A 13,543-nucleotide genomic window follows, 5' to 3' on the forward strand; every position below is an offset into this window, starting at 1 on the left:
AGAGCTTTGCCCGGGTAAAACAGTAATAGATTTGCCTTGAAAGTCAAAAATTCGCCTTGTTGGGAAAACAAGACGAATTTTTTACATTTGTGACTATTTTATTGTTGTTCAGGACTGGGCGATGGGCGCTATAATGCAGACAGAAGCTCTTATTGCTTCTGGCGATATTCCAACGGCGAGCAGCCGACCACCTCGTAAAAGACCTTGCCGAAGTAGCTGCGGGAGCAGAAATGCAGCCTGTCGGCAATCTCCTGCAGGGAAAGCCCGGTGGTGGTCAGCAGCAGCTTGGCGCGCTCAATGCGTACATATTTGATATAGTTTGTCAGGCTGGTGTGCATCTCCCGCTTGAATTTCTTTGTCAGGTAGTATTCGGCGTAGCCAAAGCGCTTGGCCAGCTGGTCGATGGGAATTTCCTCCTCGGCGTGCAGCTCAATATACGCGCAGCAGTCCTGTATCTGCTTGGACACCTCCGGGTTGGTGCGGCAGCGGTGTACCCGGTGTACAAAATCCGCGTACATCGTGTTGGAAAGCTCGCCCAGCTCCGTGCTGTCCTTGGCGTCGGCTACACGCTGAATGTAGGCATCGCCCAGTGTATAGCCTTCCTCGGGGGAAAGGCCGCCTTCAATGGCAGCACGGCAGCACAGGGAGGTAAATACAATCACCGAGATCCGCGCCTGCCCCAGAATTTCGTTGGTGTCAACCTTGACGCCGTTGCTGACACTGTTGGCCTGATTGACCACAAAGGCGTAGTTCAGATCGCCCTCGCGCACCATGCGCAGCAGCGCCTGCTCGGTTGTCCAGACCTTATGGCGGTCGCGTGTGGAAAGCTGCTCCTCCACATCAACGGTTCCGTAATCCTCATCTGTAATGTTGTATATGTCAAAGGTATTTTTCTGCACACCGGTCACGCAGTAATTCAGCGTGATGGCATAGTGGTTCATGATGTTCGTGGCAAGGGTCGGCAATGCTTTCAGAGCCTTTTCAATCTGCATGGTGGTCTCCACACTGAGATTCAGATTCTGCAGCTGCCGCATGGCCAGCTCCATATTGCGCAGAACGGTGTTCTCGGTAAAATAGGGGCCAATCAGGTAGACCATTTTTACCTTGCCGCCGTCCGTTTCTGCCGCAGCACACCACTGCAGGCCGATGGAGGAGGCAACCTGCATGGGCGTATCGGGCAAAAGGTGGTCATACAGCCGCTTTTTGCAGCCGAACAGCTCAAATACCTGTGCCAGAACTTCTTCCTCGGGGCAGTTACTGTACACAAGCCGGCCGCAGTCGTTGTAGGCCCACAGGTACAGCGGCCCCGCACACTGAATCATATCCTTATAAAGCTGCAGATTCTGCCGGACATCCATTTGCATTGTCCCTCCGTGTTTTACAATCTAAGTGGATTCATTTTAACATATTTTTCCTGTGCCGACAAGAACGTCCGCCAACCCACCGCAGAAAGGAGCGTCCTGTGAAAATGAAAAGAAGCTATTGCAACCCGCTTGACCTTGGCTACCGCTACCAGCATATGATGGAAAACGGAAAGCGGATTACCTACCGTGAGGCTGCTGACCCGACACTGATTTACTTTAAGGGTGTCTACTATCTGTTCGCGTCGATGTCGGGCGGATTCTGGCACAGCAGCGATTTGACCGACTGGAAATACCACACCAACCGTGATTTGCTGATTTATGATTATGCGCCGGATGTGCGCCAAGTGGGGGAGTACCTGTACTTCTGTGCCTCGCGCCGCGGCGAGAACTGCCCCATCCTGCGCACAAAGGACCCGCTGTCTGATACGTTTGAGCAGGTCAGTGCGCCGTTTGATTTCTGGGACCCAGACCTCTTCTGTGACGATGACGGTCGCGTCTATCTGTACTGGGGCTGCGGCAACACCGACCCCATCTATGGAATCGAGATGGACCCCGACACCATGCTGCCCATCGGGGAGCGCCGCGAGCTGATTTTTGAGCAGGCGGACACGCTGGGCTATGAGCGCTGCGGCGAGAACGGAAATGTCCCGCCCAAGGAGACAAGCCCGGTGTATCAGGCACTGAAGCCCTTTGTCAACCCGGTCACCGGGGAGCTGCAGCTGCCGCAAGCACTGCCCGCGGGCGGCGGCTTCAATCGGGAAAAGCTCGTCAAAATGTTTCGTTCGATTGGCAAGCCCTACATCGAGGGCGCCTTTATGACAAAGCATAACGGCAAGTACTATCTGCAATATGCCTCCCCGGCCACCCAGTTCAACACCTACTGCGATGGCGTCTATGTGGCCGATGCGCCGCTCGGGCCGTTCACGCTGCAGCAAAGCAACCCCTTTTCCTCCAAGCCGGGCGGCTTTATGCAGGGCGCGGGGCATGGCAGCACGATACAGGATGCCGATGGGAATTTCTGGCACGCCTCGACCATGCGCGTCAGCGTGAATCACGATATGGAACGCCGCGTCGGGCTCTTCCCGGCAGGCGTGGATGCGGATGGCGTGCTGTTCTGCAACCAGAATTTTGCGGATTACCCGCTGTGCATCCCAGACGGAAAATTTGACCCGTGGAGCGTGCGTCCGGCGTGTATGCTGCTCAGCTATCAGAAGCCGACAGCGGCCTCCTCAACGGCAGAGGGCAGCGCCCCGGCGCTGGCCGCGGACGAAAACTGCCGCACATGGTGGAGCGCAGCAGACGCCCGACCCGGCCAGTGGCTTTCGGTGGATTTGGAGAAGATCTGCAACATCCACGCCATACAGGTGAATTTTGCGGATGAAGCATTGTCGGTGGACTACCCGGAGAACCTGTACTGCCATCAGAGCGGCGGCGCGCGGTATATCGAAAAGGAACCGCAAATCAGCCGTTATACGCTGGAAACCAGCACGGACGGCACCACCTGGCAGCTGCTGCAGGAGGTATCCCATGAGGGCAGCAATGCCTATTTCCCGCTCCCGGAGCGTGTCCGGGCGCGTTACATTCGCCTGACCGGCGGGGCACTGCCCTATGGGCAGACGCTGCGCATCAGCGGCCTGCGCATTTTTGGCTTCGGCGGCGGTGCTGCCCCGGCACAGGCACAGGCCACCGTACACCGCACCGGCCCCATGAATGCATTGGTGCAGTGGCAGCCGCTTGCCGAAATGGACGCGCAGGGGTGCAATATCCGCTATGGCATTGCACCCGATAAGCTCTACCAGAGCTGGCTGGTCTACGGCGTGCAGGAGCTGGATTTGTCCACCCTGATGGCGGGGCAGGACTACTATCTGCGGGTAGACAGCTTTAATGAAAACGGAATTACCGAGGGCAGCCTGCTGTATTGCCCGGCGGAGAATCATAAATAATTGCAAGGAGTTTGGGATGATGAGAAAACAAATTTTGTGGAACAGTGACTGGCTGTTTGCACGCGGGGACACCCCCGAGAAAGCAACCCCGGTCACACTGCCCCACACCTGGAACGCCAAGGACGGACAGGACGGCGGCAATGACTACTACCGCGGCACCTGCCTTTACACAAAGGCGTTTGCCGCCCCCGCCCACAGTGACAGCGAGGAGGTCTGGCTGGAATTTGAGGGCGTTGCCATGACCGCCGTGGTCACGCTGAACGGGCAGGAGTTGGCCCGGCATGAGGGCGGCTACGCCACCTTCCGTGTCAATCTGACGCCCGCGCTGGCCGCGCAGAACACCCTGACCGTTGCCGTGGACAACGGCAAAAACCGCACGGTCTACCCGCAGAAGGCCGACTTCACCTTCTACGGCGGCATCTACCGCCCGGTGCATCTGCTGGTTGTGCCCAAGGCGCACTTTGCGCTGGACTACCACGGCGCGCCCGGCCTGCGCATCACCCCTGTGCTGAGCGCCGATTTGAAAACCGCTGAAATTCACGCCGAGGCGTGGGTTGCCGGCACCGCGCAGAGCGTGCAGTTTACGCTGGGCGAAGAGACGCTTTCCGCGGCTGTCACGGACGGCAAGGCCGAGGGTACGTTCAAGCTCGAAAACGTCCACCTGTGGGATGGCGTCAATGACCCGTATCTGTACAAAATGCAGGCCACGCTCGATAGCGGCGATGCCGTGGAAGCCAATTTCGGCTGCCGCACGATTGCCTTTGACGCGGAGAAGGGCTTTATCCTGAACGGTCGTCCCTACCGCCTGTGCGGCGCAGCGCGACATCAGGACCGCCAGGGCCTTGGCAACGCACTGACCGAAAAAGAGCACGACGAGGATATGGCCCTGCTGCGCGAGATGGGCGCGAACACCGTGCGCCTGGCCCACTACCAGCACGCGCAGTATTTCTACGACCTGTGCGATAAATACGGCCTTGTGGCGTGGGCAGAAATCCCCTACATCACCGAGCATATGCCCGAGGGCCGCGCCAACACCCTCTCCCAGATGACTGAACTGGTTGTGCAGAACTACAACCATCCGTCCATCGTCTGCTGGGGGCTTTCCAATGAGATTACCGGCAGCGGCAAGACGAAGGATCTGGTCGAGAACCACAATCAGCTCAACGACCTCTGCCACAAGCTGGACGCCACCCGCCCCACCACCATGGCGCACATCTTTATGCTGGATGCCAATGACCCGCTGGTATTCCTGCCCGACATCCGCAGCTACAACCTCTATTATGGCTGGTATGTAGGGGAGTGGGACCAGAACGATGCATGGTTTGATGAGTTCCACAAGAACCACCCCGATGCCGTGATTGGCCTGTCCGAGTACGGTGCGGATGCAAACCCCGCCTACCAGAGCGCCAAGCCAGCCAAGGGCGATTGGAGCGAGGGTTATCAGGCCGTCTACCACGAACACATGCTCAAAATGTGGGCGGAGCGGCCCTATATCTGGGCGATGCACTGCTGGAATATGTTCGACTTTGGCGCGGACGGTCGCGATGAGGGCGGCAAGCCCGGCCAGAACCAGAAGGGCCTTGTCACCTTTGACCGCAAGACGAAAAAGGATGCCTTCTACATTTATAAGGCCTACCTGAGCAAGGAGCCGTTTGTGCATATCTGCGGCCGCCGCTACGCCGACCGTGCTGAGAGCGAAACCGAAATCAAGGTCTATTCCAACCAGCCGCGTGTGACACTGTTTGTGGACGGCAAGGAGTTTGCCGCACAGGACGGCGACAAGATTTTCAAATTCACAGTGCCGATTTCCGGCGAGCATACAATCGAAGCCCGCAGCGGTGCCTGCAGCGATACCATTGCCATCCGCAAGGTCGATAAGCCCAACCCCGCCTACGTGAAAGCGGGCGGCGAGGTTGTGAACTGGTTTGACCGCGCGGACGAGATCGTCAAGGAAGGGTATTTCTCCATCAAGGATTCTATGGGAGATGTCAAGGCCCATCCGCAAGCCTCTGCTGTGCTGAATGAGCTTATTGCCCCGCTGCAGGCCAAGGCCGCAGCCGCCTACGGCGATGTTGCTAAAAATATTCAGATTCCCGAATCCATGCAGCGCATGATGGACAAGATGAGCGTGGAGGCCACCCTGAAGCAGATGGGTAAGCTGGTCACACCCGCCTTTGTACATGAGCTGAACGCCGCATTGAATCAGGTAAAAAAGGAGGGGTGAGCGCAGGTCCTGTAAGGCAGTGCCACAACTACATTGAAAATTTTGTAAAAAGAAAGAGAGAAACAATACTATGGCTAACAAGAAAAACGACCCCAACCATCTCGGCTTCGGCCGCCTGATGGCGTGGAAAAGCTCGGACATCGCTATGGCCGGCCTGAACGTAATCGTTCTGGGCTATCTGAGCATTTATTGCAGCGACACCCTTGGCATTGCACCCGCAGTTGTGGGCACTGTGCTGATGGTAAGTAAAATCATCGACGCTTTTACGGATATTTTTGCGGGCTGGCTGGTCGATAACACCCATACCAAGCTGGGCAAGGGCCGCCCCTATGAGCTTGCCATTGTCGGCGTTATGCTCTGCTCTCTGGGCCTGTTCTCCGGCAGCCCTGCATGGAGCAACACGCTGAAAGTTGTGTGGATTTTCTGTATGTACACGCTGGTGTTCTCCATCTTCACCACCCTGCGCGGTGCGGCCAACACACCGTACACCATCCGCCACTTCAGCAACAACCCCATCCTGATTCGCAAGGTTGCCTCCTACGGTGGCGTTATCACGATGGCCGGTTCGATGATTGTCAGCATCCTGTTCCCCATCGTAATGAGCAAGCTGGCCACCAGCGCCGGCGGCTGGCGTACCACTGTGGCAATCTTTGTCCTTCCCCTGCTGCTGATTTCTCTGCTGCGTTTCTTCTTCTGCAAGGAGGATCCCAGCGTGGACGGCGGTGACGAGCAGTTCCAGCCGGTCCGTCTGAATGAGATTTTCTCGATGTTCCGCCGCAACAAATATGTCTGGCTGTATGCTATTATTATGCTGTGCTATAACATCAGCACCTCTCTGGCCGTTACGACCTACTACTTCAAGTACATCATCGGCAACACCGCTATGATGAGCGTTACCTCCATTTTCAGCATTGTGCTGCTGCCGCTGATGCTGGTATTCCCGTGGATTATGAAGAAAATCGGCGGTATGAGCAAGATGGTCGGTGTTTTTGCCTGCATCGGTATCGTTGGTTACATCATTGTTTTCGTCTCCGGCGCAAACCTGACCGGCGTCCTGCTCGGCGGTGTGCTGGGCGGTCTGGCCGGTCTGCCTTTGGCATACTACGGCGTTCTGTTCATTATGAACTGCTGCACCTATAACGAGATGATTGGCCTGCCCCGCATGGATGGCTCTGCCGGTATTCTGGCAAACTTCATGGGCAAGTGCGGCGGCGCCATGGGCAGCTTCATCACCGGCATCCTGCTCAGCGTCGGCGGTTACATTGCCGCAGAGGGTACGGTTGATCAGCCCGCAAGCGCACTGATGATGATTCGCATTGACTATGCGCTCGTCCCCGCCGTGCTGATGATTGTGATTGCAGCCTGCTCCTTTGGCTTTATGAAGCTGGAAAAGAAAATCCCCGCATGGGAAGCCGCCCAGAAGGCCAAAGCCGAGGCCGCCCCGGCTGAAAACGCCTGAAACAGAAATGATTGATTTATAAAACAGTTCTGAAATAACAGACCGCGCATTTCCCGGCAAGGGCGATGCGCGGTCTGTCTTTTTGCAGATAAAGAGTATCAAACAAAGAAAATCACTTGAAAAAGTGTTTATACGTAAGTGAACACTTTAACTTTCAGGACGGTCGGCTCAAAGAAAGTCATCAAAGCGGCCTCGTCACCGTTCAATCGGCGTGTCACTTTCCACTCGCCGTTTTCCATGCGGCCTTCCTCCACGGAAAGTAAATCCAGATTGGGCTTGTCTGCTTCCGCAGAAACAAACTGCAGTCCGCAGCGGTTTACAACAAGCATACATTCATCTTCAGACAGTTTCATAGCCAGACAAACGCCGTCCTTTTGCTGAATCATGGGATGTTCTACAATGGCATAGACCGTAAATTTACCAAAGTTCATAGCGCACTGGTCTTTACGCTCGCTGCAGACAGCCTGTAGGTTCTTTGTGCCGTAGCGTTCGCCCAACAGCGGCATAAGACTGTTCAGTGTACGGCCGTACCAGCCGTATTCCGCCGTATTCTGCGGCGTTTTAAGCAAGGGATCGGTTACGTCCATGCCAAATAAATATCCTTGGGTTCCGGTAAAAGGCTGCCCCATATTTTCAAAGCCAAAGGGGGCATAGCAAAGTGCATGATAATGACCGACCGTATAGAGCATACGCGGGCCAGAATAGCTGTGTGTACTGCATTCGGGAATCATTAAAGGTTTACCGCGGCGGGTATATTCGTCACAAATGTTGCAGAAATCATGAACATAAATATCGGGCGTATGTAGGTCAATGCAGGGGGCACCGTACTGCCAGACTTCATACATACGGGAAACCGGCCCACCGCTGGGATAAGTGCCCGGTTCGCCGCCCTTGTCCAACCAGCAGTTTGCAGTCATGGGCAATGGATATTCCTTTTTTCCGGCCTGAGCAACACGGTTGACATAGCGTGAGATATAATATGCACTGAAAATTTCCTCTGCAACTGAGCCAAATACTTCGCCCCAACTGCCTGAGGTTGCACCGTTCTCGACAGCCTCCTGCACGTCCTGCACCATTGTTTCGATGTGAGAACGCATATACTCGGCAAAGTCCTGCGGAACATCTGCAGCAAATGCAACATCGGCCTCGTCGGAACGTTCCCGAGCAGTTCCCAAAAGTCCGGTTTCGTTCTCCACCTGAACAGCAAGAACGGTGTTTTCCTCACCATCGAGTGTGCGCAGATGTCGCATCAGTCTGCCAAAGGCACGGGCATCAGCAGCACAGGTCTCCTCGCACAGATAAGAAAGGGTCGTATACAGCATACCATAGGCGTTTTCGCGGGGCGCTTTGTTTTTCCCTTTGACAATCTGGCCGCGCCGGAACCTCTGTAAATCTGTCTTTACCCATGCAGGAGCGTACATACATTCGGCGTTTTTCCAACTGCCAAACCAAAGCAGAACAAGGTGCTTGCCTTTGCCGCGTGCCTGCAACACAAGGCCGTCCAGCAAAGAGAAGTCAAACTGTCCTTCCTCTGGCTCGACCTGGTCCCATGTGATTGGCAGCAGCAGGGTATTCATGCCGAGTTGCTCGGCAGTTTGCCAGACGCCCTCCATATATTCCACAGATGAAGAATTGGAATTGCCGACTTCACCGGCAAGCATGATATAGGGCTTGTCGTGTAGTGTCAGCACCGTGCCGTTTGCTTGTTGTTTCAATGTGGGAATTGACATAATATACCTCCTGACAGAAATTTTTAGGTATCTCAATTATAATGGGAAATCTGTATTCCTAAAAGAAACAAATTCGACACAGAGAGTAAGAAATAGCTCTCATCAATATTTTGGGTGTTTTCTTGCATAGGGTGCGACGCTTTCAGAGTACGCGAACTGTAACGCAAGCATGGGCGAAGTGTTGCCACAGGGCAACCCGCCGAAAAGCCTACGGGGACAGCCCCGAACCCCTGTGAGGCTGCTGGCGCATGAGAAAGCGCAGTGTCGGGATCAATGTCCGCGTCAGCGTCACAGAGAAACGAAAAATGACGCTGATGGCTAAACGATGCGGGCTGTCGCTTTCAGAATATTTGCGCCAGCGGGTGCTGGGGTATGAACCGGGTGGACACCCGCCCAAGGAGGTATTTGATGTGCTGGATAAGATTGATGAAATGGCAGAAAACTGTTCTGCACGGGAAGGGGCAGCCATCAACGCCCAGACCGACCGCATGAGGGACCTGCTCATTGGCGGTAACTAAGATCTGGGCAATCAAGGACAGTTTACAGCGCGTCCTTGACTATGCAGCCAACCCGGACAAAACCGAATACGATGCCCTTGCCCAAACGCTGCACTACGCAGAGAACGATGCCAAGACCAAGCTGAACGAGAGCGCCCAACTTGTCACCGGCATCCATTGCAGGGCAGACCATGCGTGGAAAGATATGCGGGCTGTACAGGAACGCTTTGGTAAAACAGACGGCGTGGTGGCGCTCCACGCCTACCAAAGCTTCCGCGAGGGTGAGGTCACCCCGGAGCAATGCCATGAGCTCGGCGTGGCACTGGCCCGCAAGGTCTGGGGCAGGCGCTTTCAGGTGCTGGTCGCCACCCACATGAATACGGATAACCTGCACAACCACTTCGTTATCAATTCCGTATCGTATGTGGACGGGAAGAAATACGAGCAGCGCCGTAGCCAGTATGCCGAGTTCCGGGCAGCATCCGACAAGTTGTGCCGGGAGTACGGCTTGTCGGTGGTGGAGCAGCCCAAGGCCAAGGAACCGGCGCGGTACGCCCGAATGCGGGAGGCCATTGACCAAGCCTGTGAGGATGCCAGCACCGCTGAGGATTTTCACAGAGCGCTGTACCGGCAGGGGTACATTTTCGGTAGTGACCCAAACCGAAAGTATGCAACGATTCGGGCGCGGGATGGTGGTCGAGCCGTGCGGCTTTATAGGCTGGGAGAAGAATACGACCTTGCAGCCATAGATGACCGGCTTCGCAGCAATTACTTGCTGTATGGACCAAGGCTGTATGAGTTGAAGCACCCGCCCCGGCAATATACGCCGAAACGGTATCGCCCAAAGGATACCTATGCAGGAAAAGGCATCCTCCAAATTTTCTTCGAGGTATTCTTCGGGGAATCCCAGATGCACCGCTTGTATCTGTACTACTGTTATCAGTTAGGCATCCTGCCCAAGAAACAGCAGCCCCGCATCAACCGCCCGGAACTGGAGCGCATCTGGAAAGATACCGAGAAAATTCTTGCAGAACACGCTTTTGTCCGCGACCACAAGTTCCCGTCTTTACAGGCAATCGTGGACTACCGCAAGGGTTTGTCCCAGCGGATAGAAACCTTTGCCGCACAGCGGGCGGAAATCGTCAAGCAGATGCGCCGAAAGGATGCTCCGCCGGAGTTGGCTGACCGCCGTGCAATGCTTACCTGTAAGATTGCCGAACTTCGTAAAGAGGATAAAATTGCGGAAGGAGCAATCAAGCGTATCCAACGCACACGCGAATCCAACCGCATAGACCGCGAGAATCAAGAACACCATACAAATCATAACCGCCGCCGAAACCGTTCTCGGCAGCGCTGACAAGGAGGTACAATGGCTTACATCAAGAAAAAATCCGAACGAAAATTCAAAATCACTGTCTGCAACGGCTACAAGGTCAACGGACAAAAACGCATGAAAGCGCAGACCATCACTGTGCCATCATCCGTGCCAAAGCGCGGCATTCAGCAGTATGTCATGGCGGAGGCCGAGCGCATCGAGAAAAAGTTCAAGTATGGTGTCGAGGAAAGCGACCAGACCCACTTTGAACAGTACGCTGAAAACTGGCTCAAGCGGCAAGAACCGTTTTTCAAAGCTACCACCTATGCAGGGTACAAACGCAATCTGGATATTGTCTACCCGTTGATTGGCGGTATTCCGCTTGCAAAGTTGCTCCCCATGACCTTAGAGGAAATGTGCGAGGAACTGCGCAAGCGCCCGGGGCGTGGTGGAAATTGCATCAAGGAAACTACTGTGCAGAAATATCTGGAAACGGTTTCCTCGGTGCTGGAGGATGCTAAGAAAAACGACATCATTCCGTTCAACCCAGCGCACCGTGTCCGCAAGAAGCATATCGAGAAAGAGGTGCAGCATATTCCGCAGAAGTATGAAATGAGTAAACTGATGTGGGCAATTCAGAACGAACCGATTCTGTATCGCGCCTATTATACTTTGGCAATCACGACGGGGCTGCGCCGCGGGGAACTGTGCGCCCTGCAATGGCAGGACATAACCGGTGCTTGTGAATTGACCGTCCGCCGCTCCCGCAGCTGCGCATCCGGGCAGATTGTTGAGAGCGACACTAAAAGTCATCGGGAACGGATTGTAACCATTCCGCTGGGTATATGGGAGCTTCTGATGGCGCTGCGACAGCAGCAGGTGCTGCATAGCGGCGTTCCGGATAGAGAGCAGCCAATTTTTACTGACCCCGACGGTCATGTGCCACACCCGGATACTTTTACACGGCATCTGCGCAAGCTGTATAAAAAGTGCGGGCTGCCAGAGGAATACCATCTGCATACGCTACGGCATTTCTACGCAACCTATCTGCTGCAGGAAGGCACCAGCAAACAGGTGGCGGCATCCCTGCTGGGTCATGCGGATACGGCATTCTTGGAGCGCACCTACTGCCACCCGCAGGACGTGGCGAAACAGCAGGCCGCAAACCTGATGCAAGATCTGCTGAACAACCAAAATCCGTGCTATGTTGCATTTATGAAAAATAAGAATAGAAAAGCCAAGAAGGCAGGTTAAATAAACAGCGGCACCGTCAGCAATGGCGGTGCCGTTTTAGTCAGTAATAGGTAGATTTTAGGGCGAAAGATTGTTGGGTGTGGTGATAGCTTTCTGTCGCAGTTGTCGGTATGCTTTGTAGTACCGCAGGTCAATAAAATAACACTAAGGAGCGTGCAAAACATGGCATCTATCAGAAAGCGCGGCAGCAACAGTTACTTGATTGTGGTCTCTCGTGGGTATGATTATGAGGGCAATAGGCTAAAATCTGTACAGAAAACGGTCAAGCCACCCAAAGAGTATACTCCGAAACAAGCCGAGAAATGGGTAAAGGAACAGGCAATCCTATTTGAACGCGAGGTTCAACATACGCCTGAACCCATCAACCGAAGCATAACGCTGACAAAGTACATTGAGCATTGGGTAGCTGATGTAGGACCGAAGAAGCTGGCGGACTCTACATACCAACGAGATTTGCAGGACATTCGCAGAATCCTGCCCGCGCTGGGCAACTATAAGCTGACCGATTTGCGTAAAGAGGTTATCCGCGATTTCTACGAACAAATGCGCCACGCTCCGCGTTTGGACGGCAGAGGGAATCTATCCGAGAAGTCAGTCGAAGGTTTACACAACACGCTGTGCGGCATCCTATCGACGGCTGTGGACGAGGGTTATTTGATCCACAATCCTGCATGGCGGTGCTACAAGCCGAAAGGACAAAAGAAAGAGCGCCCGGTGGCTGACGAGGAAACCGTTAAAAAGCTGATTATGGCGTTTGAAGGTCAGAGTATGAAGTACGAAACCTATTTCAAGCTGGTGCTGGCAACCGGGCTGCGGCGTGGAGAAGCCTGTGGATTAAAATGGAGTGACATCAACTGGCGCAAACGTACAATCCATGTACAGCGGGGTGTGGTCAAACTTAGCCACCAAGAATCAATCACTAAGGATCCCAAGACCAGCAGCGGTGATCGTATGGTATATCTGAGCAAGGAAATGTGCCAGCTACTCAAAGCATGGCGTAAGGAGTGCGAGTGGGATAGGGAACAGACTGCAAACGAAACCGTGGACGAGGAAGACTATTTATTCCGTCAACCTAACGGAAAGCCTATGTGTCCCAGCACATTCACATATAGATTTAAACTGATTCTGAAAGCAAATAACCTACCGCTGGACTTGAGTGTACATAGCCTGAGACACACGAACGCCAGCCTGCTGATTGCGCAGGGCGTGGATGTACGAACGGTGGCTAGTCTATTGGGTCATGCACAGGCAAGTACAACGCTGGACATTTACGCCCACGCCTTTGACAAGAACAAACGCAAGGCGCAGGAGAAACTCGGAAAGGCGATTGGATTATGACGAGAAAAATCAAGCTGACACGCGCAAACAAAAGTATCTTACTGAAAGCACTGGCTCCCTATTACTATCAAGAAAAGGCACTTGGCCATAACACGGAAAACCCGGGGCGACTGATACTGAAAATTGATTCTGTCCCAGCCGATAAAAAAGCTACTTTTTCTACAGAAGAAATCCGCCTCATGCGAATCACTATAAACAGGCTGAGGAACGAGCGTCTAGGAAAAGGGCAGTACACCGATGCGGCAGACGATATGCTGCTAAAATTATTCTGAAAATCAAACACTAACAAAAACAAAAAACCTCATTGCAAAAAACACATTGCAATGAGGTTTTCTGGTGCGACCGGGAGGATTCGAACCTCTGGCCTTCCGGGTCGGAGCCGAACGCTCTATCCAGCTGAGCTACGATCGCTTATGTAT

Annotated in this window: 10 protein-coding genes and 1 tRNA gene; 8 read left to right on the forward strand and 3 right to left on the reverse strand. The window is 54.1% G+C overall.

Features of this window, described 5'->3' with window-relative positions; genetic code table 11:
* Positions 1-149 precede the first annotated feature (149 nt).
* Positions 150-1,364, reverse strand: coding sequence for a helix-turn-helix domain-containing protein (locus tag PG062_RS14080; RefSeq protein ID WP_270752728.1), 1,215 nt, complete (start codon positions 1,362-1,364; stop codon positions 150-152).
* Positions 1,365-1,468: 104 nt separating this feature from the next.
* On the opposite strand from PG062_RS14080, the gene PG062_RS14085 reads away from it, so the two are divergent.
* The 3 genes from PG062_RS14085 (at position 1,469) to PG062_RS14095 (ending at position 6,990) form a co-directional block, all read left to right on the forward strand.
* Positions 1,469-3,307, forward strand: coding sequence for a family 43 glycosylhydrolase (locus PG062_RS14085; protein WP_270752729.1), 1,839 nt, complete (start codon positions 1,469-1,471; stop codon positions 3,305-3,307).
* A 16-nt stretch (positions 3,308-3,323) separates the two neighbouring features.
* The gene (locus tag PG062_RS14090) at positions 3,324-5,531 is read left to right on the forward strand and encodes a glycoside hydrolase family 2 protein (RefSeq protein WP_333559431.1); all 2,208 of its coding nucleotides are present in this window, start codon (positions 3,324-3,326) and stop codon (positions 5,529-5,531) included.
* A 70-nt stretch (positions 5,532-5,601) separates the two neighbouring features.
* Entirely contained in the window at positions 5,602-6,990 is a 1,389-nt protein-coding gene (locus PG062_RS14095) for an MFS transporter (RefSeq protein WP_270752730.1), read from the forward strand.
* A 128-nt stretch (positions 6,991-7,118) separates the two neighbouring features.
* On the opposite strand, the gene PG062_RS14100 is transcribed toward PG062_RS14095, so the two are convergent.
* Positions 7,119-8,756, reverse strand: a complete 1,638-nt coding sequence (locus PG062_RS14100) for a DUF5597 domain-containing protein (protein ID WP_270752732.1) — start codon at positions 8,754-8,756, stop codon at positions 7,119-7,121.
* 212 nt (positions 8,757-8,968) lie between these two features.
* On the opposite strand from PG062_RS14100, the gene PG062_RS14105 reads away from it, so the two are divergent.
* The 5 genes from PG062_RS14105 to PG062_RS14125 all read left to right on the forward strand — a co-directional run bounded on the left by PG062_RS14105 (position 8,969) and on the right by PG062_RS14125 (position 13,396).
* Entirely contained in the window at positions 8,969-9,238 is a 270-nt protein-coding gene (locus PG062_RS14105) for a plasmid mobilization protein (RefSeq protein WP_270752735.1), read from the forward strand.
* On the forward strand, positions 9,225-10,574 hold the full coding sequence (locus PG062_RS14110; protein ID WP_270752736.1) for a relaxase/mobilization nuclease domain-containing protein: 1,350 nt from the start codon (positions 9,225-9,227) through the stop codon (positions 10,572-10,574). Before PG062_RS14105 ends, PG062_RS14110 begins: the two co-directional genes overlap by 14 nt.
* A gap of 12 nt (positions 10,575-10,586) precedes the next feature.
* Complete coding sequence (locus PG062_RS14115) at positions 10,587-11,786, forward strand: site-specific integrase (protein WP_270752737.1); 1,200 nt, start codon at positions 10,587-10,589, stop codon at positions 11,784-11,786.
* Between the two features lie 162 nt (positions 11,787-11,948).
* Positions 11,949-13,124, forward strand: a complete 1,176-nt coding sequence (locus PG062_RS14120) for a tyrosine-type recombinase/integrase (RefSeq protein WP_270752738.1) — start codon at positions 11,949-11,951, stop codon at positions 13,122-13,124.
* Positions 13,121-13,396, forward strand: a complete 276-nt coding sequence (locus tag PG062_RS14125; protein WP_078785666.1) for a hypothetical protein — start codon at positions 13,121-13,123, stop codon at positions 13,394-13,396. Before PG062_RS14120 ends, PG062_RS14125 begins: the two co-directional genes overlap by 4 nt.
* A gap of 62 nt (positions 13,397-13,458) precedes the next feature.
* Here PG062_RS14125 and PG062_RS14130 read toward each other — a convergent pair.
* A tRNA-Arg gene (locus tag PG062_RS14130) sits at positions 13,459-13,535 on the reverse strand.
* Between the last annotated feature and the right edge of the window lie 8 nt (positions 13,536-13,543).

Source organism: Gemmiger qucibialis, from assembly GCF_027689445.1.
GTDB lineage: Bacteria > Bacillota > Clostridia > Oscillospirales > Ruminococcaceae > Gemmiger > Gemmiger qucibialis.

Excerpts from the sequence above, each read along its gene's own strand:
- PG062_RS14080 (WP_270752728.1), bottom strand. The coding sequence starts at position 1,364 with ATGCAAATGGATGTCCGGCAGAATCTGCAGCTTTATAAGGATATGATT.
- PG062_RS14085 (WP_270752729.1), top strand. The coding sequence starts at position 1,469 with ATGAAAAGAAGCTATTGCAACCCGCTTGACCTTGGCTACCGCTACCAG.
- PG062_RS14090 (WP_333559431.1), top strand. The coding sequence starts at position 3,324 with ATGATGAGAAAACAAATTTTGTGGAACAGTGACTGGCTGTTTGCACGC.
- PG062_RS14095 (WP_270752730.1), top strand. The coding sequence starts at position 5,602 with ATGGCTAACAAGAAAAACGACCCCAACCATCTCGGCTTCGGCCGCCTG.
- PG062_RS14105 (WP_270752735.1), top strand. The coding sequence starts at position 8,969 with ATGAGAAAGCGCAGTGTCGGGATCAATGTCCGCGTCAGCGTCACAGAG.
- PG062_RS14115 (WP_270752737.1), top strand. The coding sequence starts at position 10,587 with ATGGCTTACATCAAGAAAAAATCCGAACGAAAATTCAAAATCACTGTC.
- PG062_RS14120 (WP_270752738.1), top strand. The coding sequence starts at position 11,949 with ATGGCATCTATCAGAAAGCGCGGCAGCAACAGTTACTTGATTGTGGTC.
- PG062_RS14125 (WP_078785666.1), top strand. The coding sequence starts at position 13,121 with ATGACGAGAAAAATCAAGCTGACACGCGCAAACAAAAGTATCTTACTG.